Here is a 20,052-nt window from a genome sequence, read left to right as displayed (position 1 = left end):
TCGGTCTCATCGGCTCAACACCTCCAGCCATTCGGCGACGGGCGGAGCAAGGACAGGAGATTGCACATCCACCTTCCCTCCGCCGGTCTTAACCGGTTCAGGTTCGACGGGTTCGCTTGCGCATCTCAGCCCTGCAACGCAGGGCACCCCGAGGTAGGGGCAACCATAGCCACCCCCGCCCCCCGCGCAAGCCGAAATGTCTTGAGCGACCTCCCCCGCCCCGCTATGCCCCGGGCAAAGGGAGCCCGCATCATGAGCCTCAACACCTTCGGCCACCTGTTCCGCGTCACCACCTGGGGCGAAAGCCACGGGCCCGCGCTTGGCGCCACGGTCGATGGCTGCCCCCCGGGCGTCGCGGTGGATGAGGCGATGCTCCAGCACTGGCTCGACCGGCGCAAACCCGGCCAGAACAAGTACACCACCCAGCGGCAGGAGCCCGATCAGGTGCGCATCCTGTCGGGCGCCTTCGGCGGGCTGACCACCGGCACCCCGATCCAGCTGATGATCGAGAATACCGACCAGCGGTCCAAGGACTACGGCGAGATCGCGCAGGCCTTCCGCCCGGGCCATGCCGACATCACCTATCACCAGAAATACGGGTTGCGCGACTATCGCGGCGGCGGCCGCTCCAGCGCGCGGGAAACCGCGGCGCGGGTGGCGGCGGGCGGCGTGGCGCGGGCAGCGCTGGCAGCGCTGGTGCCCGGCCTGTCGATCACCGGCTACATGGTGCAGATCGGCCCGCACCGGATCGACCGCGCCCGCTTTGACGCCACCCAGATCGACCAGAACCCGTTCTGGGTGCCCGACGCGCAAGCCGCGACCGAATGGGCCACCTATCTCGACGGCGTGCGCAAATCCGGCAACTCTGTCGGCGCGGTGATTGAGGTGGTCGCCAGCGGCGTTCCCGCGGGCCTCGGCGCGCCGGTCTATGGCAAGCTCGACACCGACCTTGCCGCCGCGATGATGTCGATCAACGCGGTGAAGGGGGTCGAGATCGGCGACGGCATGGCCGCCGCCGAATTGACCGGCGTCGACAATGCCGACGAGATCCGCATGGGCAATGATGGCAAGCCGCTGTTCCTGTCGAACCACGCGGGCGGCATCCTTGGCGGCATCTCCACCGGGCAGGATGTCGTGGTGCGCTTCGCGGTCAAGCCGACCTCGTCGATCCTCACCCCGCGCCGCACCATCACGGTCGAGGGGAAGGAAACCGACCTCATCACCAAGGGCCGCCACGACCCCTGCGTCGGCATCCGCGCCGTGCCGGTGGGCGAGGCGATGATGGCCTGCGTGCTGCTCGACCACCTGCTGCTCGACCGTGGCCAGACCGGCGGCATCCGCGGCCAGATCGGCTAGACCCGCCGCCGCATCTGCGCGTGAAACTCGCGCAGCATCGGCACCCTGCGCGGGCGAAAGCTCTCCTCAGTGGCGGTCACCCCGGCCATCATGCCGATATGGAAGCGGCGGAAATCCTTGCGCAGGCAGCACCAGGCCAGCAGCATCAGCGCCCGGTCGAGGAACACCACCGACAGCGGCAGCACCCGGCGGACGGTGCTGCGCCCCTCCAGATCGGTATAGCGGATGTCCAGCGCGCGCTCCTCCCAGCAGGCCTCGCGGATCAACGGCAGATGCGGCGGCGGGGCGGGGCGCCGCTCAAAGCGGTAGCTCTGCTGCACCGCATGCAGAGCCTGCCGCTGCACCCGTTCCGGCAGCGTGGCGATGATCTTGGCCTGCGCCAGTTCCGCCGCCCGCACCAGCGCCGGGTCGCCCGCCATCCGCACCTCGGCCAGCCCCAGCACCAGCGCCTCGACCTCCAGCCGCGTGAACATCTGCGGCGGCAAGGCCGGGTCCTCGGTCAGCGTATAGCCAACCCCCGCCGCCCCGTCGATCAGCGCCCCGCCCGCCCGCAGCGCCGCGATGTCACGGTACAGCGTACGGGGCGACACCTCGGTCTCCTCGGCCAGCCGCGCGGCCGTCACCGGCGCGGGCAGCCGACGCAGGGCATCGAGCAGGCGGAACAGGCGGTCGGATCGGGCCATGATGCTGACAGCTTCTGACAGGAGGACCAAGCCATACCATGGGCCTCAACCATGGAGAACCCAGATGCTCACCCTGTTCCACGCGCCCCAGTCCCGCTCCTCCCGCCTTGTCACGCTGATCGACGAGATGGGTCTGCAGGACCGGGTGAAGATCCAGACCGTCACCATCCCGCGGGTGGATGGCACCGGCCAGCCCGACGCCGCCAACCCCCATCCCGAACGCAAGGTGCCCGCCCTGCTGCATGATGGCACGCTGGTCACCGAAACCGCCGCCGTCATCCTCTATCTGACGGGCCTTTTTCCCGAGACAGGCCTCGCGCCGCAGCCGGGCGATCCGCGCCATGGCGCCTACCTCACCTGGCTGTTCTGGTATGGCAACGTGGTGGAGCCGGTGCTTCTTCTGGAGGCTGCGGGAATCAGCCACCCCTATGTGCACGCCACCCTGCGCGGCCATCCCGAGATCGACGCCCGCCTGCGCGCGGCACTGGACCGGGGCCCTTGGCTGCTGGGGGACAGCTTCACCGCGGCAGACCTGCTCTGCCATTCGCCCTATGCCTGGTGGACGGGCGTCACGCCCGATGACCCGGCGATCCGCGACTGGGTGGCCCGCTGCGAGGCCCGCCCGGCAGCGGCGCGGACGAGGGAGGCCGACGAAGCGGCGTGGCTGGGGCAGCCCGCCTGACAGGGGCGCATGGGGGCCGGCGCTATGCCGGCCTGTCCGCCTGCCGCGACAGCTGCACCGCCAGGATGCCCCCCGCGATCACCAGCACGCCGACCACATCGGCCCAGCCAAGCCGCTCTCCCAGCAGCACCGCCGCCACGGCGACGCCGAAGAACGGGTTGAGGAAATGGAAGGTCGAGGCGCGGATGGTCCCGATCCGCCCCACCAGCAGGAACCATACCCAGGTCGCCAGCACGCCCGGCACCAGCGTGGTATAGAGGAACGCCCCCGCCAGCCGCGGCGTCCAGTTGACCACGAAGGGCTCCGTCGCAACCGCCACCACCGCCAGCGCGGCGGCGCCCACGAACATCTGCAGACCCACCACCATCATCACATTGCCGCCGCCGCCCGTCGCCCCGCGCATCGACAGCGTCGCCACCGTCAGCGCCAGCGATCCCAGCAGGCACAGCGCCACGCCGCCCAGATCGGTGCCGCCCGACAGGCGCGACCCCATGATCAGCGCCACGCCCGCCATGCCAGCGACCAGCCCGGCAATCCCCAGCGGGCGCACCTTGTCGCCAAACAGCGCCCAGCCGAACCCCGCCACCAGCAGCGGCATCGAGGATGCGATGATCGCCGCCAGCGACGCCTCCACCCATTGCATCGCCACGAAGTTGAGGCCCAGATAGAGGGCATTCTGGCAGATTCCGAAAATCACCACCGCCCGCCACTGCGCCCGGGTCAACCGCCAGCTTTGCCCCATCGCCAGCGCGATGGCACAGGCGATCACCCCCGACAGCGCGAACCGCGCCGCCAGCGCCGTCAGCGGCGGCGCATCCGCCACGATCATCCGGGCCGAGGTAAAGGCCGAGGACCACATGAAGGCAAAGGCCAGCCCCATCAGGATCGCGCGGATATCCATGCCTGCACCTCAAACGGAAAAGGCCGCGTATCCGACCGGAACGCGACCCTATCCATTGCGTGCGGGGCCGCAAGCCCCGCCGTAAACCGTCAGCCTCGGATGGCTTAGCCGTTCACGATGTCTTTCAGCGACTTGGCGATCGTCACCTTGACGACCTTGTCGGCCGGCTTGGTCATGGTCTCGCCGGTGGCCGGGTTGCGCACCTGGCGCTCGGGGCGGGCCTTGCAGACCACTTTGCCAATGCCCGGAATGGTCACGGCGCCGCCATTGGTCACTTCAGCGGCAACAACCGTTCCGATCGCGTCCAGCGCGGCGGTGGCGGTTTTCTTGTCCGAGCCCATAGCCTCGGCCACAGCGGCAACCAGCTGCGCTTTCGTCATCGGTTTCGACATTTGAATCTCCTCACATGCGCCCCGATTTCAGGGTCATCTGCGCCTTATTCGGCATATTCGGCTGCTACACAAGTTTTCGGCCAGCAAGGCAAGCGTTTTTCTCATGTTTTGCCCAGTTTTCCCGGCTTCAGAGGAAGGCTGTTTCCTCGAAACTACGCAACTTGCGGCTATGGATGCGTTCCAGCGGCATTTCGCGCAGCCGCTCCATCGCCCGCACCCCGATCAGCAGGTGGCGGCTGACTTGGGTGCGGTAGAACTCCGTCGCCATCCCCGGCAGCTTCAGCTCGCCATGCAACGGCTTGTCACTGACGCATAGCAAGGTGCCATAGGGCACCCGGAACCGGAACCCGTTGGCGGCAATGGTGGCGCTTTCCATGTCCAGCGCGATGGCGCGGGACTGCGACAGCCGCTGCACCGGGCCCGACTGGTCGCGCAGCTCCCAGTTGCGGTTGTCGATGGTGGCGACGGTGCCGGTGCGCATGATCCGCTTCAGCTCATACCCCTCCAGCTCGGTCACCTCGGCCACCGCCTCCTGCAGCGCGATCTGGATCTCGGCCAGCGCCGGGATCGGCACCCAGACCGGCAAGTCGGCATCGAGCACATGGTCCTCGCGCAGATAGGCATGGGCCAGCACGAAGTCCCCAAGGCTCTGGCTGTTGCGCAGCCCGGCACAGTGGCCCACCATCAGCCAGGCATGGGGCCGCAGCACCGCGATATGGTCGGTCGCAGTCTTGGCATTCGACGGGCCGACGCCGATGTTCACCAGCGTGATCCCCTGCCCATCCTTGCGCTTCAGGTGATAGGCCGGCATCTGTGGCATCTTCGGCAGCAGCGGCAGCGCCCCGTCGGCCGTGGTGACCGAAATGTTGCCGGGCCCCACGAACGCCTCATACCCGCTGTCAGGGTCCGCCAGCACCGAGCGGGCAAAGGCCTCGAACTCATCGACATAGAACTGGTAGTTGGTGAACAGCACGTGGTTCTGGAAATGCTCGGGCGTGGTCGCCGTGTAATGCGACAGCCGCGCCAGCGAGTAGTCCACCCGCTGCGCCGTGAACGGCGCCAGATGGCCAGACCCGTCAGGATGCGACAGGTTGGTGCCATTGACGATATCATCATCCATCGTCGCCAGATCCGGCACGTCGAACACATCGCGCAGCGAGAAGCTCAGCACCCCCTCCTGCGGCACCGCGACGGACGGATTGCCCGCCACCGCAAAATGCACCGGGATCGCCGTGGTCGAGGGGCCGATGCTGACCGGCACCCCGTGATTGCGGATCAGCAGCCCAAGCTGCTGCACCAGATAGTTGCGGAACAGATCCGGCCGCGTGATCGTCGCCGAATAGGTCCCCGGCACCGCCACATGGCCAAAGCTCAGCCGGCTGTCGGCCTTCATGTGGCTCGACGTGGTGATCCGCACCTCCGGGTAGAAGGCCCGCATCCGCGCCCCCGGCCGCCCCCCGGTCAGGGTGCGGTTGAACCCGTCCAGCAGGAACTCCGTCGCCTCGGTATACAGCTCTTCCAGCCGGGCCACCGCCGCCTCGGGGTCGGTAAAGCTCTCGGCCGCGCGCACCGGCGCCGTTTCCACCGGCAACGTATGGTCCAGCCCGCTCATTCAAACAGCCCCGTCAGTTCGAATTTCGTCACATCCACCAGCCCGAGGTCGGAAATCCGCAGTTCGGGGATCACAACCAGCGCCAGCAGCGAATGCTGCATATAGGCGTTGTTCAGGGTGCAGCCGCACGTCGCCATCGCCGCCACCATCTGGTCCGCCTTCGCCGCCACTTCCACCGCGGGGCTGTCGCTCATCAGGCCCGCAATCGGCAGCGGCACCTGCGCGATCTCCTCCCCGTCCTTCCAGACGGTGATCCCGCCGCCGATCTCGCCCAGCCGGTTCGCCGCCGCCGCCATCATCTCAGGGTCGGTCCCAACCACGATCATGTGGTGGCTGTCATGCGCCACGGTGGACCCAATCGCCATCCGCCCCGTATAGCCAAAGCCCGACACGAAGCCGTTCACCACCTTGCCGGTGCCCCGGTGCCGCTCCACCAGCGCGATCTGCGCCACGCCCTTGCCCTCATCGGGCTGCGCGAACCCGTCCACCACCGCCAGTTCCGCGGTCAGCGCCCTGGTCGGCGCCTGGTTCTCCACCACGCCGATCACCTTGGCCGTCACGGTGTTCGCCCCCTCCGGCGCCGCAATCGCAAAATCCGCCGCCTCCAGCGCCTTGCCAAGCCGCACCGTGGCCCGCGCCTCCTCGGGCCAGTCGTAATGCGGGCACTCCACCAGCAGCTTGCCGTCCATCGCCACGGTGCGCCCGCGCGCGATCACCCGCTCGATGGGCAACTTGGCCAGGTCCGAGGTCAGGATGATATCCGCCCGCCGCCCCGGCGTCAGGCTGCCAAGATCCCGCTCCAGCCCGAAATGCGTCGCGGTGTTGATCGTGGCCATCTGCAACGCGATCAGCGGGTCACAGCCGCAGGCGATGGCATGGCGCACCACCCGGTTCATGTGCCCCTCGTTCACCAGCGTGCCCGAATGGCAATCATCGGTACACAGGATGAAGTTCCGCGGATCGAGCCCCTTCTGCGTGATCGCCGTGATCTGGCTTTCCACGTCATACCAGGCCGAGCCCAGCCGCAGCATCGCCCGCATCCCCTGCCGCACCCGCGCAATCGCATCGGCCTCGGACGTGCCCTCATGGTCATCCGCCGCACCGCCCGCAACATAGGCCGAGAAGGCATTGCCCAGATCGGGGCTGGCATAATGCCCGCCAATGGTCTTGCCCGCCCGCTGGGTCACGCTCAGCTCCGACAGCATCTTGCGGTCGCCGGCGATCACGCCCGGAAAGTTCATCATCTCGCCCAGACCGATGATGCCCGGCCACTGCATCGCCTCGGCCACGTCATCGGCGGTGATCTCGTATCCCGTCGTCTCCAGCCCGGGGGCCGAGGGCGCACAGCTTGGCATCTGGGTGAAGATGTTCACCGGCTGCATCTGCGCCTCGTCATGCATCATCCGCACGCCGGCCAGCCCCAGCACATTCGCAATCTCATGCGGGTCGGTGAACATGGTCGTGGTGCCATGCGGGATCACCGCCGCCGCAAACTCCGCCGGCGTCAGCATACCGCTTTCGATATGCATGTGCCCGTCGCAGAGGCCGGGGATCATGAAGCGCCCTTCCGCCTCGATCACCTCGGTTTCGGGCCCGATGCAATGGCTCGCATCCGGGCCGACATAGGCGATGCGCCCGTCGGCCACCGCGATGTCATGGCCGGGCAGCACCTCGCGGCTGTGGACGTTGACCCATTGCCCGCCGCGCACCACCAGATCGGCGGCCTCGCGTCCGGCAGCAATGGCGATCAGGCGGGGGGCGGCGTCCGCCCAGCTTTTCAGCGGGAAATTCGACTGTTCCATGCCGAAACTTCTCTCACCGCGGCAAGGCTTGCAAGTGACGATCTGACGACGTGGCGGCGTGCGGCCTAGGGACCGGGACCGAATGCCCGACAGATTTCCTTTACATATGACATATGTATGGGTTCTGCATGGTTTCCACATCGCCCCCGCAGGCCGCTCGGAACCCGCCACGCACCTCGCGGGTTTCGCCGTGGCCCCTGCAGGAGCCGCTGCCGATGTCCCCCCGCCCCACCCTGATCTACTATCCCGACACCGAACCCGGCATCCGCCGCCTGCGCCGCGGCCGCGGTTTTTCCTACCTGGCCCCCGACGGCACCACCATCTCAGCCACCGCCGAGCGCGCCCGGATCGCCGCCCTTGCCGTGCCCCCCGCCTATGAGGATGTGTGGATCTGCCCGCGCCCCGATGGCCATCTTCAAGCCACCGGCCGCGATGCCCGACTGCGCAAGCAATACCGCTATCACCCTGATTGGACTGCATTTCAGGCCGAGAAGAAGTATGCCGGCCTGCCCGCTTTCGGCGCCGCCCTGCCCCGCATCCGCCGCGCCATCCTGCGCGACCTGCAGGGCGAGGCGGGCGACCAGGCCTTCGCCATCGCCGCCGTGCTGCTGCTGATCGACCGCCTGTCGATCCGCGTCGGCAACCCCGCCTATGCCAGCCTGAACGGCAGTTTCGGCGCCACTACCCTGCGCCGCAAGCACCTGAAGCTCAGCGCCTCCGGTCTCAGCCTCGACTACACCGCCAAGGGCGGCCAGCGCGTCCGCGCCGCCGTCGCGGACCGCACCCTCAACCGGGTGTTAACCGCTTTGGACGATCTTCCCGGCCAGAGCCTCGCGAAATGGGTGGATGACGACGGCACCACCCGCCCCGTCACCTCGGATCAGGTCAACGCCCGTCTGGCGGATCTGGTCGGCGATGCGGGCGCCACGGCCAAGACCTTCCGCACCTGGAACGGCTCCGTCGCGGCGCTGGAGGCTGCCCTCTCCGAAGAGAAACCCACCATACGCAGCCTCTCGCAGGCCGCGGCATCGCGCCTGCACAACACCCCCACCGTCGCGCGCGGCAGCTACATCCACCCGCAAGTCATTGACTTTTCATCACATTCACTGGACAAACGCGCAGCACTGGCCGCAGACCTCCCCCCTTCCCAGGGCCTCCGCCTCCCCGAACGCGCCCTGCTTCGCCTGCTGGATGGATAGGCTTGCGCAGCTCCGCCCGCGCGCCCATCCTGCCGCAAAGGAGCCCGCCATGCCTGATGCCCCCGCCGTCACCATCGCCTATTGCACCCAATGCAACTGGCTGCTCCGCGCCGCCTGGATGGCGCAGGAACTGCTGCAGACCTTCGGCCATGACCTTGGCTCCGTTGCCCTGATCCCCGGCACCGGCGGCGTGTTCGAGGTGCAGGTGAACGGCACCGTGATCTGGGAGCGCAAGCGCGACGGCGGCTTCCCCGATGCCCGCGCGCTGAAACAAAGGGTCCGCGACGTCATCGCACCGGACCGCGATCTTGGCCATCTCGACCGCACGTCCCCAAGCGCGTAAACTGCCCGCAACATAGGGGGCATGACCTTGACGAACCCAGATATTTCCAGCAGCCCCGGCACCCTCCTCTCCCTCGGCCACGGCTATTCGGCGCAGGCCCTCGCCCGCCTGCTGCTACCGCAAGGCTGGCGGATCATCGGCACCACCCGTTCTGCCGCCAAGGCCGAGGCGCTGCGCGCCACCGGGATCGAGCCGCTGATCTGGCCCGGCACCCCCATCGCCCCCGCGCTGGCCGAGGCGACCCACCTCCTGACCTCCATCGCCCCCGAGGAAGATGGCGACCCGGTTCTGGCCGCCCACCGCGATGAAATCGCCGCTGCCCCGCACATCGCCTGGGCAGGTTATCTTTCCACAACAGGGGTTTACGGCGATCATGCCGGCGGCTGGGTCGATGAGGAGTGCGTGCTCGCCCCCGCCACCCGCCGCGGCAAGGCGCGCGTCCTGGCCGAGGCCGAATGGCAATCCCTCGCTGCCGCCTCCGGCCTGCCGCTGCACATCTTCCGCCTCGCCGGCATCTACGGCCCCGGCCGCGGCCCCTTCGCCAAGGTCCGCGACGGCACCGCCCGCCGCATCATCAAGCCCGGTCAGGTGTTCAGCCGCATCCATGTCGACGACATCGCGCAGGTCCTCGCCGCCTCCATCGTCCACCCCGCGCCCGGCACCGTCTACAACGTCTGCGACGACGAACCCGCCCCGCCCGAGGATGTGATCGCCCACGCAGCAACCCTGCTTGACCTGCCGCTGCCCCCCGCCCTGCGCTATGACGAGGCCGAGATGTCGCCGATGGCCCGCAGCTTCTATGCCGAGTCGAAGCGGGTCAGGAACGACCGCATCAAGCAGGGTCTGGGGGTGAAGCTGCTCTATCCGGGCTACCGCGAAGGGCTGGCGGCATTGCTGGCGGCCGAGGGCTGAGCGGGGGCCGTCTGCCCCCGCACCCCCGAGGATATTTGGAAAAGGCAAAGGGGAAAGGGGTTAGCCCCAGCCCTTGCCACGCCGCGCGTCCAGTACCGCGGCGGCGAAGATCACGGCGCCGGCCAACGACAGCACCACGCCGACATAGCCGGTGGCGGGCAGCCCGTACCCCGCCAGCAGCACCTGCGCCGCGAGCCAGGGGCCAAGCGCATTCGCCACGTTGAAGGCCGAATGGTTCAGCGCGGCGGCCAGCGTCTGCGCATCGCCCGCGACATCCATCAGCCGGGTCTGGATCACCGTGCCAAGGCTGCCGGTCATCCCGATCAGGAACAGCATCGGCAGCAAGGTCGCCAGCGAGCCCGTCGTCATCGGATAGATCGCCGCCAGCGCCGCGCTCGACAGCAGCAGGAAGAACCCGGTCCTGACCGGGGCGCGGTCGGCGGCCCAACCGGCCGCCAGTGTCCCCAGCGTCATCCCCACGCCGAACACCGCCAGCGCCACCGGCACCATCACCGGCCGGGCCTGCGTCACCTCGAGGATGGTCGAGGCGGTATAGGTGTAGATCGCAAAGAAGCCGCCGAACCCGACCGCCCCCACCGCCAGCATCAGCCAGACCTGCCGATTGCCAATCGCCGACAGCTCGCGCATCGGCCGCGCGCCGGGATCGCCGGCATCGCGCGGCGCATAGGCCCAGATCAGCGCCGCGGTCGTGGCCGCAAGCACCCCCACCAGCGCAAAGCCCCAGCGCCAACCCACCGTCTGGCCAAGGAAACTTGCGAAGGGCACCCCGATCACCGTCGCCACCGTCAGCCCGACCATGATCCGCGCCACCGCCTGCGCCCGCTGGTTCGGCCGCACGACAGAGGCCGCGACCAGCGCCGCCACCCCGAAATAGGCGCCATGCGGCAGCCCGGCCAGGAACCGCGCCGCCAGCATCGTGCCATAGGTCGGCGCCATCGCCGCCATCAGGTTGAAGAGGCCAAAGATCACCATCAGCCCGATCAGCAGGCTGCGACGCGCCACCCGTGCCCCGAACACCGCGATCAGCGGCGCGCCGACCACGACGCCAAGCGCATAGGCGCTGATCACATGGCTGGCGGTCGGCTCGTCAATGCCAAGCCCGGCTGAGAAATAGGGGACCAGCGCCATCGCCGCAAACTCGGTGGTGCCGATGGTGAAGCCGCCCATGGCGAGCGCGAACAGCACGATGCGGGGGTCTACCGTCGGCGCGGCACTCAGCGCCTCTTGCAGGGGCGGGTAGGTCGGATCGGCCAAGTCGGATGCTCCTTGAAGCGGATGCGCGCGCGGCGCACCCGGTTCCTCCCCGCGGCAGATGTGGCCTGCCGCGGCGCGGATTGCAACATCCCGGATGCGGGTTCAGGCGCGGCTGCGCGCGCCCGCCACCGCAACCCCCAGCACTTCGAGCACCTTGGCTTCGATCAGCGGGGCGTTCATGCCGGCCACGGCATACATGTCTTCGGGGCTCATCTGGTCGATGAATGTGTCCGGCAGCACCATCGAGCGGAATTTCAGCCCGCGGTCGAACACGCCTTCCTCGGCCAGAAGCTGCGCGACATGGCTGCCAAAACCGCCCACCGCGCCTTCCTCGACGCAGATCAGCGCCTCATGCTCTGCCGCCAGCCGCAGGATCAGCTCCCGGTCCAAGGGCTTCGCAAAGCGGGCATCGGCCACCGTGGGCGCCAGCCCCCGCGCCGCCAGCGCCTCGCGCGCCATCATCACCTCGGCCAGCCGCGTGCCAAAGGACAGGATCGCCACGCGCCCGCCCTCGGCGATGATCCGGCCGCGGCCGATCTCCAGCGGCACGCCCCGCTCCGGCATCTCGACCCCGGTGCCATCGCCGCGCGGATAGCGGAAGGCGATGGGGCCGGCGTCATGCGCCGCCGCCGTCGCCACCATATGCACCAGTTCCGCCTCATCCGCCGCGGCCATCACCACGAAGCCGGGCAGGTTGGCCAGAAAGGCCACGTCGAAGGCCCCGGCATGGGTGGCGCCATCCGCGCCCACCAGCCCCGCCCTGTCGATGGCAAAGCGCACCGGCAGCCGCTGGATCGCCACGTCATGCACGACCTGGTCATAGCCGCGCTGCAGGAAGGTGGAATAAAGCGCGCAGAACGGCTTCATCCCGCCCGCGGCCATCCCGGCGGCAAAGGTCACCGCGTGCTGCTCGGCGATCCCCACGTCGAAGCAGCGGCGCGGGAAGCGTTCCGCAAACAGATTCAGCCCGGTGCCATCCGGCATCGCCGCCGTCACCGCCACGATACGGTTGTCGGCCTCGGCCTCGCGGATCAGCGATTGCGCGAAGACCTTGGTATAGCCCGGCGCATTCGACGCCGCCTTCACCTGCGCGCCGGTTACCACATCGAACTTGGCGGTCGCATGGCCCTTGTCGGCAGCGCGCTCGGCCGGGGCATAGCCCTTGCCCTTGCGGGTGATCACGTGGATCAGCATCGGCCCCGTCGCCCGCGCCTTCACCGCGCGCAGCAGCGGCAGCAGCTGGTCCAGGTCATGCCCGTCGATCGGGCCGACATAGCTGAAGCCCAGCTCCTCGAACAATGTGCCGCCGACGGCGATGCCCTTCAGCATCTCCTTGGCGCGCCGCGCCCCTTCCTGCAAAGGCTCGGGCAGCAGGCTGACGGCGCCCTTGGCCACCGCCTTCAGCTCCTGGAACGGCGCCCCGGAGTAAAGCCGCGTGAGGTAAGCCGACATCGCCCCGACGGGGGGCGCAATCGACATCTCATTGTCGTTCAGCACCACGAACAGCCGCTTCTTCAGGTGCCCGGCATTGTTCATCGCCTCATAGGCCATGCCCGCGCTCATCGCGCCATCGCCGATCACCGCGATGGCATCGCCGGCATCGCCGCCAAGGTCGCGCGCCGCCGCAAAGCCAAGCGCCGCGCTGATCGAGGTCGAGGAATGCGCCGCCCCGAACGGATCGAATGGCGATTCAGATCGCTTGGTAAAGCCCGACAGCCCGTCCTTCATCCGCAAGGTGCGGATGCGCTCGCGCCGCCCGGTCAAGATCTTGTGGGGATAGCACTGATGGCCCACATCCCAGATCAGCTTGTCGCGCGGCGTGTCGAAGACGGCATGGATCGCCACGGTCAGCTCCACCACCCCCAGCCCCGCGCCCAGATGCCCGCCCGTCACCGATACCGCCGAGATGGTCTCGGCCCGCAGCTCATCAGCCAGGTGCCGCAGTTCGCGGTCGGACAGCGCCTTGAGATCCGCGGGCACATGCACGCGGTCCAGCATCGGGGTCTTCGGTCGGTCGGTCATCACGGCCCTTTCCCTCGCCAGCCTGCGCTGGCGGTCTCAGCTTTGCCGGGCGATAGCGAAGCGCGCCGCGTCCCGCAAGGTCTCCGCTGCCGCACCATAGGGGGCCAAGGCTAGCTCGGCCATGGTTACCAGGTCCTTAGCGCGGGCCTTCGCCCTCTCCAGCCCCAGCAGCGACACGAAGGTGGCCTTGCCCGCGCCGGCATCCTTGCCAAGCCGCTTGCCCGCCGCCTCGGGGTCGCCCTCCACATCCAAGATGTCGTCGGCAATCTGAAAGGCAAGCCCGAACGCCTCCGCATAAGCCCGCAGCGGCAAGCGGTCTGCCCCTGCCAGGATCGCCCCTGCCTCGGCGGCAAAGCCGATCAGCGCGCCGGTCTTGCCAGCCTGCAGGGCGGTGATCTCCTCCAGCGTCAGCGGCGCAGCGGCGCTTTCGGCGGCAATGTCCAGCGCCTGCCCCAGCACCATGCCCTCGGCCCCGGACGCTTTCGCCAGCGCCGCCACCAGCGCCACCCGCCGCTCGGCCGGGCCAAGCACCGGGTCACAGCACAGCTCGAAGGCAAGCGTCTGCAACGCATCCCCGGCCAGCACCGCCGTCGCCTCGTCCCACCGCACATGCACGGTGGGCTGGCCGCGGCGCAGGTCGTCATCATCCATGCAGGGCAGGTCGTCATGCACCAGGCTATAGGCATGCAGCGCCTCGACCGCCGCCGCCGCCGGCAGGGCCGCCGCGCGGCTGATCCCGTGCAGCGCCGCGCTTTCCAGCACCAGGAACCCGCGCAGCCGCTTGCCGCCCCGCAGGGCATAGCGCATTGCCTCCACCACCGGCTGGTCGGCCTTGCCCGCCAGCGCAGCCTCCAGCGCACCGCCGATCTCTTCCGCCGCCTGTGCCAGCCGCTCCGGAAACACTTACAGCCCTTCGACCGGCGTCAGCCCCGCAGGCTGGCCATCGGCGCCCAGGGTGATCCGTGCCACCTTCTCCTCGGCCGCCTTCAGCCGCGCATCGCAATGCGCCTTCAGCGCGGCGCCGCGTTCATACAGCTTGATCGAATCCTCCAGCGGCACATCGCCCCGCTCCAGCTTGCCGACCACCGCCTCAAGCTCTTTCATCGCTTCCTCGAAGCTCATCGCTGCAATCTCGCCCATGCCGCCGCTCCTTCTCTCATGCCGCCCCGATATAGCGCCCCGGCCCCCGCAGGGCCACCTGCCCCTTTGCCTTTTCCAAATATCCCGGGGGAGTCCGCCAACGGCGGACGGGGGCAGCGCCCCCCTTACTCCGGCATCAGCATATAGCCCGCGCCCCGCACCGTCTGCAGATAGCGCGGCTCCTTCGGGTCGCCCTCGATCTTGCGCCGCAGCCGGGTGATCTGCACATCCACCGCCCGTTCCTGCGCCTGCTCGGCCGCGCCGCCCTTGTCGCGCCCCAGCTCCTCGACCAGCGTCTGCCGCGAGATCGGCTCGCCGGCCTTGCCCGCAAAGATCCGCATCAACGCCGCCTCGGTCGCGGTCAGCCGCACCAGCGCATCGCCCTGCCACAGCTCGCCCCGGTCAAGGTCATAGCGCACGGGGCCCAGATGGATGAACTTCGGCCCCTTGGCGGCAGCCTGCGGCGCGCGGCGCAGGATCGCGTTGATCCGCAGCAGCAGCTCCTTGGGCTCGAACGGCTTGGCAAGGTAGTCATCCGCCCCTGCCTCCAGCCCCTCGATCCGCTCGGCCGTCTCGCCCTTGGCGGTCAACAGCAGGATCGGCACGGTCATCTTGCGGCGCAGGTCGCGGGTCAGGCTGATCCCGTCCTCGCCCGGCATCATCACGTCCAGAACGATCATGTCGAAGTCGAGCCCCGACAGCAGCCGCCGCGCATGGGCGGCATCCCGCGCCGCGGTCACCAGAAAGCCGTTCCGCGCCAAGAACTTCTGCAACAGCCCGCGGATCCGCTCATCATCATCGACGATCAGCAGATGCGCGTCGGGGGCATTCACGCCATTCATGTCCCGCTATCCTTCATCGCCTGATAATGCCGGCGCAGGTCCGGGTCCATCATCGCCTCCAGCACCTGCCGGAACCCCGCCACCGCCGCCGGCCCGGCCGAGCGGTAGGCGGCCCGCATCCGCACCCGCTGCGCCTCGGACAGCGAGCGTTCCAGCGCCTTCCCATCCTCGGTCAGGAACAGATGCCGCTCGCGCTTGTCCTTGCGCCCGACCCGGCTTTCCACCAGCCCGTCCTCGATCAGCGTACGCAGCACCCGGTTCAGGCTCTGCTTCGTCACCCCCAGCATCGCCAGCAGCGTGTTCACGGTCTGGCCCTGCTGGCGGTTGATGAAATGGATGGCGCGGTGATGCGCGCGCCCATAGCCGCGGGTTTCCAGAATCCGGTCCGGATCGGCCGTGAAGCCGCGATAGGCGAAGAACATCGCCTCGATGCCCTTGCGCAGCTGCTCGTCGGTCAGGAACAGCAGGCTCTCGCCGCCCGGGCTGGCCGCGCCTCCACCTTCCGCCATCACGCTCCTCCGGTTCACGTTTTTTCTGATTGCCTCTGTTTTAAGTCAGCCTTGTTGACTTTCCAAGAATCAATTGGTAGCTCAACCCGGCAATTTGCGCAACTTTATGTCCGATGCGGACCTTGCGCACGCAACATTCGATAATGCGGCAGATGCCGCAGGCGACAAAGCGGCCGGTGCCGCAAGGAGGGTTCGACATGGCCGGGGCCTATGATGACCGCGACGGCAAGATCTGGATGGACGGCAAGATGGTCGAGTGGCGCGACGCCACCGTCCACGTCCTGACCCACGCGCTGCACTACGCCTCCTCGGTATTCGAGGGCGAGCGCTGCTACAATGGCCGCATCTTCAAGGGGGTGGAGCACAGCAAACGCCTGCGCCGCTCGGCAGAACTTCTCGACATGGAGATCCCCTTCTCGGTCGAGGAAATCGAAGCCGCGAAATACGCGATGCTGAAGGCCAATGGCTGGACCGATGCCTATGTCCGCGCCGTTGCCTGGCGCGGCTCGGGCGAGGATATGGGGGTCTCGGCCAAGCGCAACCCGGTTCGCCTGGCCATCGCCGGCTGGGAATGGGGCAACTACTATGGCGACGCCAAGACCAAGGGCGCCAGGCTCGACATCGCCAAGTGGAAGCGTCCCTCGCCCGAAACCATCCCCAGTGCCGCCAAGGCCGCCGGGCTTTACATGATCTGCACCATGTCCAAGCACGCGGCCGAGGCCAAGGGCTGCTCGGATGCGATGATGTTCGACTATCGCGGCTATGTGGCCGAGGCGACGGGCGCCAACATCTTCTTCGTCAAGGATGGCGAGGTCCATACCCCGCTGGCCGATTGCTTCCTGAACGGCCTGACCCGCCAGACCGTGATCGGGATGCTGAAAGAGAAGGGCGTCACCGTCCACGAACGGCATATCATGCCGGCAGAGCTGGAAGGGTTCGAACAGTGCTGGCTGACCGGCACCGCCGCCGAAGTCACCCCCGTCGGCCAGATCGGCGATTACAGCTTCGAGGTCGGGGCGCTGACGCTGGACGTGGCGGCAAGCTACGAGAAGCTGGTCCGCGCCTGAGGCAATGGCGTGGGAAACAAGGGTCCGGCTCCGCATGGAGCCGGGCCCTTGTCGTTTCGGTCATTCCAGAATCGTCACCACATGCACATTGCCGCGGATGGCGTTGGAATAGGGGCAGATGAAATGCCCGCGCTCCACCATGCGCTCGGCCACCGCCCGGTCCACACCCGGCAGGCTGACCTTCAGCGTCACCGCAATGCCAAAGCCGCCCTCGGCGCGCGGGCCGATGCCGACCTGCGCCTGCACCGTGGCATCGGCCGGAACCTCGCCGATCTTCTCGCTGCTGGCGGCAAAGCGCATCGCGCCCATGTAGCAGGCGGCATAGCCCACTGCGAACAGCTGCTCAGGGTTGTTGCCCTTCCCGTCGCCGCCCATCTCCACCGGCACGCTCAGCGTGACGGCCAGCGCGCCGTCCAGCGTCGCCGATGTGCCGTTGCGCCCGCCGCCCTTCGCTTCCGCCACCGTGCGGTAAACCACGTCCTTGACCATGTGCGTTCCCCTTATCGCCTGCGATTGTATCGCGCACGATATAGGTAGCCGGCCAAGAGTCAATCCCTTGCGAAAGAATCGCAGGCGATCTATTCTTGAGGCATGACAGAAAGCCCGCCCCTGCCGCAGATGCTGTGCTTTGCGCTCTACTCGGCCAATCACGCCATGCAGGCGGCCTACAAGCCGATGCTGGACTCGGCGGGCCTGACCTATCCGCAGTTCTTGGTCCTGACCCTGCTCTGGGCCGAGGACGATCAGACGATGAGCAGGATCGGCGCCGCGCTGCATCTGGAAAGCAACACACTGACCCCCATGCTCAAACGGATGGAGGCCGCCGGGCTCGTGGTGCGCACCCGCGATCCGGAGGATGAGCGTCAGGTGCGCCTGACGCTCACCGAAGCTGGCCGCGCGCTACAGCAGGAAACGGCCGGGTTTTCCCGCGCCATCGGCGATAAAACCCGCATGACCGGCGAGGCGCTGGATGCCCTGCGCGCCAGCATCGTCACCCTGCGCGATATCCTGCGCGAGAACGATCAGGCCTGATGGCCGCGCTCGATGCGCAGGAATTCCTTCATGCGCCGGGCCGTCTCGCCGCCAAGCCGCGGGCGGCGCAGCAGGGCCTGGGTGGCCGGATGCGAGCCTTCGCTGCCCTCGCGGCGCGCAAGCTCGATGAATTGTTTCGTCCGGCCCGCTTCGGGCGGGCTGCGGCGATCGGCGATATGACGGGTCATGATCTCCTCCTTTGGTCGTCACGCGGCCATGTCGGCCACCCTTCGAACATGGGGCCGAATCCCCGCAGCGCCTAGCCCTTATGGCCCGAAGGTCGTGTTTCGGCTGATATCTGTTCCGAGCCTTTTACGGACTTCCCACCGCCCGGTTCGGGCGGGACAAGGCGAGGCACTGCCTCGCCCCGCCCGTGCGCGGCATGTCTCCCTGTCCCATCAGCCGCACGAGACCGTATGAGGACAGCGCCCGCCGAGGGCGGGGCGGGCGCTGTCCGGGCCCTTTGGGGGCCCGTCCGGTGCAAGCTGAAAAGTCACCGCGTGGCGAAGGCGATGGCCTTCGCCATACCAAGCGCGGCTAGCCACCGCCCCTACGCCAACCGCCCCAGCGCCCACCGCGCCGCATCGGCCACCGCCTCATCGGCATCCCCGGTCAGCCCCGCGGCCACCGGCCTCAGACCCACATCCCCCGAATTGCCAATCGCATAGAGCACGTTGCGCACCATCCGGTCCCGCCCGATCCGCTTGATCGGGCTGCCGGCAAAGCGCGCGCGGAACCCCGCGTCATCCAGCATCGCCAGATCGGCCAGCAACGGCGGCTCTGCCTCGCGCGGGGTATAGCCCATCTCGGTCGCGTCTTGGGCGAACTTGTTCCAGGGGCAGACGGCCAGGCAATCGTCGCAGCCATAGATCCGGTTGCCCATCAGCGCCCGCAGCTCGGGGTCCACCGGGCCCTTGTGCTCGATGGTCAGGTAGGAGATGCAGCGCCGCGCGTCGAGCTGGAAGGGCGCCGGAAACGCCCGCGTCGGGCAGATATCAAGGCAGGCGGTGCAACTGCCGCAGCGCTCCGGCTCCGCCGCGTCCTTGGGCAGGTCGACCGTCGTGAAGATCGCGCCAAGAAAGAACCAACTGCCCAGATCGCGGCCCAGAACATTGGTGTGCTTGCCCTGCCAGCCCAGCCCCGCCGCCTGCGCCAGCGGCTTTTCCATCACCGGCGCGGTATCGACGAAGACCTTGATCGCCTCGCCGTCCACCGCCTGATCCAGCAGCCAGCGCCCGACCCGCTTCAGCCGCCGCTTCACCAGATCATGGTAATCCTTGCCCTGCGCATAGACGCTGACCGCCCCGCGCTCCGGCCGCTCCAGCACCGCCAGCGGATCGTGCCCCGGCGTATAGACCTCGGCCAGCATCACCACCGACCGCGCCTCGGGCCACAGCGCGGCCGGGTCACCGCGCCAGCCCATCCGCTCGGCCATCCAGCCCATCTGCCCGTGCCGCCCCTCGGCCACGAAGGCCGCCAGCCGCCCCGCCGCCTCGGGCACCGCATCCGGCGCGCAGACGCCCATCTTGGCAAAACCCTCGGCCAAGGCCTGCGCCTCCAGCCGCGCTTTCAGCGCAGCGCCGGGGCGGTCAGAAGTCGAGATCGGCATAATGCGCCGGCGGCGGGAAGCCGGGCACCTGATCGGCCAGCAGCGACCGGAACGAGGGGCGCGACTTGATCTTGGCGTACCACTCCTTCACCGGGGCCGAGCGGTTCCAGTCCACGTCGGAGTTGTAGTCGAGGCAGCTCAGATGCGCCGCCGCCGCGAAATCGGCCAGCGTCATCGCATCCCCGGCCAGCCAGCGCCGCTGCTCCAGCAGCCAGCCCATGTAGTCGAGGTGATACTTGATCCGCACCGAGCCGGCCTTCACGGCCTTGGAATCCGGGTAGCCCAGACCCATGATCTTCTTGTTCACCCGCTCATACAGCAGCTTCGACGTCACCTCGCCGTGGAACTTGTCGTCGAACCAGGCGCACAGCCGCCGCACCTCGTAGCGCGCATCGGGGTCGCGCGGCACCAGGGCTGGCTGCGGAATGGTCTCGTCCAGCCATTCGCAAATCGCCTGGCTTTCCGACATGGTGCGGTTGTCCCATTTCATCACCGGCACCTTGCCCGCCGGGTTGCGGCGCAGGAAATCCGGCCCCTGCTCCCAATAACGTTCCTCGACCAGCTCCACCTCGATCTTCTTCTCGGCAAGCGTCAGGCGGACCTTGCGGCAAAAGGGCGACAGCGCAACATGATAGAGGCGGACCATAAGCATACTCTGGGTTGTGGATCCCCGG

At 68.1% G+C, this 20,052-nt stretch carries 22 protein-coding genes and 1 riboswitch; of the genes, 7 read left to right on the top strand and 15 right to left on the bottom strand.

The genetic code is table 11. The annotated features are described in order from the left end of the window. Positions 1–57 precede the first annotated feature (57 nt). Positions 58–161: riboswitch (TPP riboswitch) on the bottom strand. 91 nt (positions 162–252) lie between these two features. Continuing rightward, the gene (gene aroC, locus GVY41_RS11175; protein ID WP_161346431.1) at positions 253–1,356 is read left to right on the top strand and encodes a chorismate synthase; all 1,104 of its coding nucleotides are present in this window, start codon (positions 253–255) and stop codon (positions 1,354–1,356) included. On the opposite strand, the gene GVY41_RS11170 is transcribed toward aroC, so the two are convergent. Further along, the gene (locus GVY41_RS11170; RefSeq protein WP_161346429.1) at positions 1,353–2,039 is read right to left on the bottom strand and encodes a helix-turn-helix transcriptional regulator; all 687 of its coding nucleotides are present in this window, start codon (positions 2,037–2,039) and stop codon (positions 1,353–1,355) included. The genes aroC and GVY41_RS11170 overlap by 4 nt on opposite strands. Positions 2,040–2,103: 64 nt before the next feature. Between GVY41_RS11170 and GVY41_RS11165 the strand changes: the two genes are divergently transcribed. Next, positions 2,104–2,721 (top strand): glutathione S-transferase family protein, encoded by a 618-nt coding sequence (locus GVY41_RS11165; protein ID WP_161346427.1) that lies wholly within the window; start codon positions 2,104–2,106, stop codon positions 2,719–2,721. A 22-nt stretch (positions 2,722–2,743) separates the two neighbouring features. On the opposite strand, the gene GVY41_RS11160 is transcribed toward GVY41_RS11165, so the two are convergent. The 4 genes from GVY41_RS11160 to ade all read right to left on the bottom strand — a co-directional run bounded on the left by GVY41_RS11160 (position 2,744) and on the right by ade (position 7,428). Continuing rightward, on the bottom strand, positions 2,744–3,622 hold the full coding sequence (locus GVY41_RS11160; RefSeq protein ID WP_161346425.1) for a DMT family transporter: 879 nt from the start codon (positions 3,620–3,622) through the stop codon (positions 2,744–2,746). 104 nt (positions 3,623–3,726) lie between these two features. After that, the gene (locus GVY41_RS11155; protein WP_161346423.1) at positions 3,727–4,014 is read right to left on the bottom strand and encodes an HU family DNA-binding protein; all 288 of its coding nucleotides are present in this window, start codon (positions 4,012–4,014) and stop codon (positions 3,727–3,729) included. A 127-nt stretch (positions 4,015–4,141) separates the two neighbouring features. Then, positions 4,142–5,626 (bottom strand): AMP nucleosidase, encoded by a 1,485-nt coding sequence (locus tag GVY41_RS11150; RefSeq protein ID WP_161346421.1) that lies wholly within the window; start codon positions 5,624–5,626, stop codon positions 4,142–4,144. Next, the gene (gene ade, locus GVY41_RS11145) at positions 5,623–7,428 is read right to left on the bottom strand and encodes an adenine deaminase (RefSeq protein WP_161346419.1); all 1,806 of its coding nucleotides are present in this window, start codon (positions 7,426–7,428) and stop codon (positions 5,623–5,625) included. The genes GVY41_RS11150 and ade overlap by 4 nt, the downstream gene beginning before the upstream one ends. Before the next feature lie 215 nt (positions 7,429–7,643). Here ade and GVY41_RS11140 point away from each other — a divergent pair, with 215 nt between their 5' ends. Genes GVY41_RS11140 through GVY41_RS11130 form a run of 3 tightly spaced genes read left to right on the top strand, consistent with a single transcriptional unit; the run spans position 7,644 to position 9,882 of the window. Beyond that, positions 7,644–8,627 carry a DNA topoisomerase IB gene (locus GVY41_RS11140; protein WP_161346417.1) on the top strand — a complete coding sequence of 328 codons (984 nt, stop codon included), beginning with the start codon at positions 7,644–7,646 and terminating at the stop codon, positions 8,625–8,627. Between the two features lie 49 nt (positions 8,628–8,676). Then, a complete protein-coding gene (locus GVY41_RS11135) occupies positions 8,677–8,970 on the top strand; it encodes an Rdx family protein (protein ID WP_161346415.1) in 294 nt (97 codons plus the stop codon). A gap of 27 nt (positions 8,971–8,997) precedes the next feature. Next, positions 8,998–9,882: an SDR family oxidoreductase gene (locus GVY41_RS11130; RefSeq protein ID WP_229726029.1), complete on the top strand. Its 885-nt coding sequence runs from the start codon at positions 8,998–9,000 to the stop codon at positions 9,880–9,882. Positions 9,883–9,942: 60 nt separating this feature from the next. On the opposite strand, the gene GVY41_RS11125 is transcribed toward GVY41_RS11130, so the two are convergent. The 6 genes from GVY41_RS11125 to GVY41_RS11100 form a co-directional block, all read right to left on the bottom strand. After that, positions 9,943–11,157, bottom strand: a complete 1,215-nt coding sequence (locus tag GVY41_RS11125; protein ID WP_229726030.1) for an MFS transporter — start codon at positions 11,155–11,157, stop codon at positions 9,943–9,945. 102 nt (positions 11,158–11,259) lie between these two features. Continuing rightward, positions 11,260–13,179 (bottom strand): 1-deoxy-D-xylulose-5-phosphate synthase, encoded by a 1,920-nt coding sequence (gene dxs, locus GVY41_RS11120; protein ID WP_161346411.1) that lies wholly within the window; start codon positions 13,177–13,179, stop codon positions 11,260–11,262. 36 nt (positions 13,180–13,215) lie between these two features. After that, the gene (locus GVY41_RS11115; protein ID WP_229726031.1) at positions 13,216–14,082 is read right to left on the bottom strand and encodes a polyprenyl synthetase family protein; all 867 of its coding nucleotides are present in this window, start codon (positions 14,080–14,082) and stop codon (positions 13,216–13,218) included. Next, positions 14,083–14,319 (bottom strand): exodeoxyribonuclease VII small subunit, encoded by a 237-nt coding sequence (locus GVY41_RS11110; protein ID WP_161346409.1) that lies wholly within the window; start codon positions 14,317–14,319, stop codon positions 14,083–14,085. It abuts the gene before it with no gap. 125 nt (positions 14,320–14,444) lie between these two features. Continuing rightward, the gene (locus tag GVY41_RS11105; protein WP_161346631.1) at positions 14,445–15,152 is read right to left on the bottom strand and encodes a response regulator; all 708 of its coding nucleotides are present in this window, start codon (positions 15,150–15,152) and stop codon (positions 14,445–14,447) included. Positions 15,153–15,157: 5 nt separating this feature from the next. Continuing rightward, a complete protein-coding gene (locus GVY41_RS11100; RefSeq protein WP_161346407.1) occupies positions 15,158–15,670 on the bottom strand; it encodes a MarR family winged helix-turn-helix transcriptional regulator in 513 nt (170 codons plus the stop codon). Positions 15,671–15,867: 197 nt separating this feature from the next. Between GVY41_RS11100 and GVY41_RS11095 the strand changes: the two genes are divergently transcribed. Next, on the top strand, positions 15,868–16,737 hold the full coding sequence (locus GVY41_RS11095) for a branched-chain amino acid aminotransferase (RefSeq protein ID WP_161346405.1): 870 nt from the start codon (positions 15,868–15,870) through the stop codon (positions 16,735–16,737). A gap of 60 nt (positions 16,738–16,797) precedes the next feature. Here GVY41_RS11095 and GVY41_RS11090 read toward each other — a convergent pair whose 3' ends face one another. Beyond that, a complete protein-coding gene (locus GVY41_RS11090) occupies positions 16,798–17,226 on the bottom strand; it encodes an organic hydroperoxide resistance protein (RefSeq protein ID WP_161346403.1) in 429 nt (142 codons plus the stop codon). Positions 17,227–17,328: 102 nt separating this feature from the next. Between GVY41_RS11090 and GVY41_RS11085 the strand changes: the two genes are divergently transcribed. Further along, positions 17,329–17,769 carry a MarR family winged helix-turn-helix transcriptional regulator gene (locus GVY41_RS11085; protein ID WP_161346401.1) on the top strand — a complete coding sequence of 147 codons (441 nt, stop codon included), beginning with the start codon at positions 17,329–17,331 and terminating at the stop codon, positions 17,767–17,769. On the opposite strand, the gene GVY41_RS11080 is transcribed toward GVY41_RS11085, so the two are convergent. The 3 genes from GVY41_RS11080 to fzlA all read right to left on the bottom strand — a co-directional run bounded on the left by GVY41_RS11080 (position 17,760) and on the right by fzlA (position 20,024). Beyond that, complete coding sequence (locus tag GVY41_RS11080; RefSeq protein WP_161346399.1) at positions 17,760–17,957, bottom strand: hypothetical protein; 198 nt, start codon at positions 17,955–17,957, stop codon at positions 17,760–17,762. The genes GVY41_RS11085 and GVY41_RS11080 overlap by 10 nt on opposite strands. Positions 17,958–18,319: 362 nt before the next feature. After that, positions 18,320–19,378, bottom strand: coding sequence for a tRNA epoxyqueuosine(34) reductase QueG (queG, locus tag GVY41_RS11075; protein WP_161346397.1), 1,059 nt, complete (start codon positions 19,376–19,378; stop codon positions 18,320–18,322). Further along, positions 19,359–20,024, bottom strand: coding sequence for an FtsZ-binding protein FzlA (gene fzlA / locus GVY41_RS11070; protein ID WP_161346395.1), 666 nt, complete (start codon positions 20,022–20,024; stop codon positions 19,359–19,361). Before fzlA ends, queG begins: the two co-directional genes overlap by 20 nt. Positions 20,025–20,052: the final 28 nt, after the last annotated feature.

Source organism: Frigidibacter albus, assembly GCF_009908165.1.
GTDB classification, from domain to species: domain Bacteria; phylum Pseudomonadota; class Alphaproteobacteria; order Rhodobacterales; family Rhodobacteraceae; genus Frigidibacter; species Frigidibacter albus.
This window is presented reverse-complemented; position numbering and strand designations above follow the sequence as displayed.

What these genes read in the sequence shown, in the direction of transcription:
- GVY41_RS11165 (WP_161346427.1), top strand. Translation starts at nt 2,104, where the DNA reads ATGCTCACCCTGTTCCACGCGCCCCAGTCCCGCTCCTCCCGCCTTGTC.
- GVY41_RS11095 (WP_161346405.1), top strand. Translation starts at nt 15,868, where the DNA reads ATGGCCGGGGCCTATGATGACCGCGACGGCAAGATCTGGATGGACGGC.
- fzlA (WP_161346395.1), bottom strand. Translation starts at nt 20,024, where the DNA reads ATGGTCCGCCTCTATCATGTTGCGCTGTCGCCCTTTTGCCGCAAGGTC.
- GVY41_RS11150 (WP_161346421.1), bottom strand. Translation starts at nt 5,626, where the DNA reads ATGAGCGGGCTGGACCATACGTTGCCGGTGGAAACGGCGCCGGTGCGC.
- GVY41_RS11160 (WP_161346425.1), bottom strand. Translation starts at nt 3,622, where the DNA reads ATGGATATCCGCGCGATCCTGATGGGGCTGGCCTTTGCCTTCATGTGG.
- aroC (WP_161346431.1), top strand. Translation starts at nt 253, where the DNA reads ATGAGCCTCAACACCTTCGGCCACCTGTTCCGCGTCACCACCTGGGGC.
- GVY41_RS11135 (WP_161346415.1), top strand. Translation starts at nt 8,677, where the DNA reads ATGCCTGATGCCCCCGCCGTCACCATCGCCTATTGCACCCAATGCAAC.
- GVY41_RS11100 (WP_161346407.1), bottom strand. Translation starts at nt 15,670, where the DNA reads ATGGCGGAAGGTGGAGGCGCGGCCAGCCCGGGCGGCGAGAGCCTGCTG.
- queG (WP_161346397.1), bottom strand. Translation starts at nt 19,378, where the DNA reads ATGCCGATCTCGACTTCTGACCGCCCCGGCGCTGCGCTGAAAGCGCGG.
- ade (WP_161346419.1), bottom strand. Translation starts at nt 7,428, where the DNA reads ATGGAACAGTCGAATTTCCCGCTGAAAAGCTGGGCGGACGCCGCCCCC.
- GVY41_RS11110 (WP_161346409.1), bottom strand. Translation starts at nt 14,319, where the DNA reads ATGGGCGAGATTGCAGCGATGAGCTTCGAGGAAGCGATGAAAGAGCTT.
- dxs (WP_161346411.1), bottom strand. Translation starts at nt 13,179, where the DNA reads ATGACCGACCGACCGAAGACCCCGATGCTGGACCGCGTGCATGTGCCC.
- GVY41_RS11085 (WP_161346401.1), top strand. Translation starts at nt 17,329, where the DNA reads ATGACAGAAAGCCCGCCCCTGCCGCAGATGCTGTGCTTTGCGCTCTAC.
- GVY41_RS11090 (WP_161346403.1), bottom strand. Translation starts at nt 17,226, where the DNA reads ATGGTCAAGGACGTGGTTTACCGCACGGTGGCGGAAGCGAAGGGCGGC.
- GVY41_RS11155 (WP_161346423.1), bottom strand. Translation starts at nt 4,014, where the DNA reads ATGTCGAAACCGATGACGAAAGCGCAGCTGGTTGCCGCTGTGGCCGAG.
- GVY41_RS11080 (WP_161346399.1), bottom strand. Translation starts at nt 17,957, where the DNA reads ATGACCCGTCATATCGCCGATCGCCGCAGCCCGCCCGAAGCGGGCCGG.
- GVY41_RS11140 (WP_161346417.1), top strand. Translation starts at nt 7,644, where the DNA reads ATGTCCCCCCGCCCCACCCTGATCTACTATCCCGACACCGAACCCGGC.
- GVY41_RS11170 (WP_161346429.1), bottom strand. Translation starts at nt 2,039, where the DNA reads ATGGCCCGATCCGACCGCCTGTTCCGCCTGCTCGATGCCCTGCGTCGG.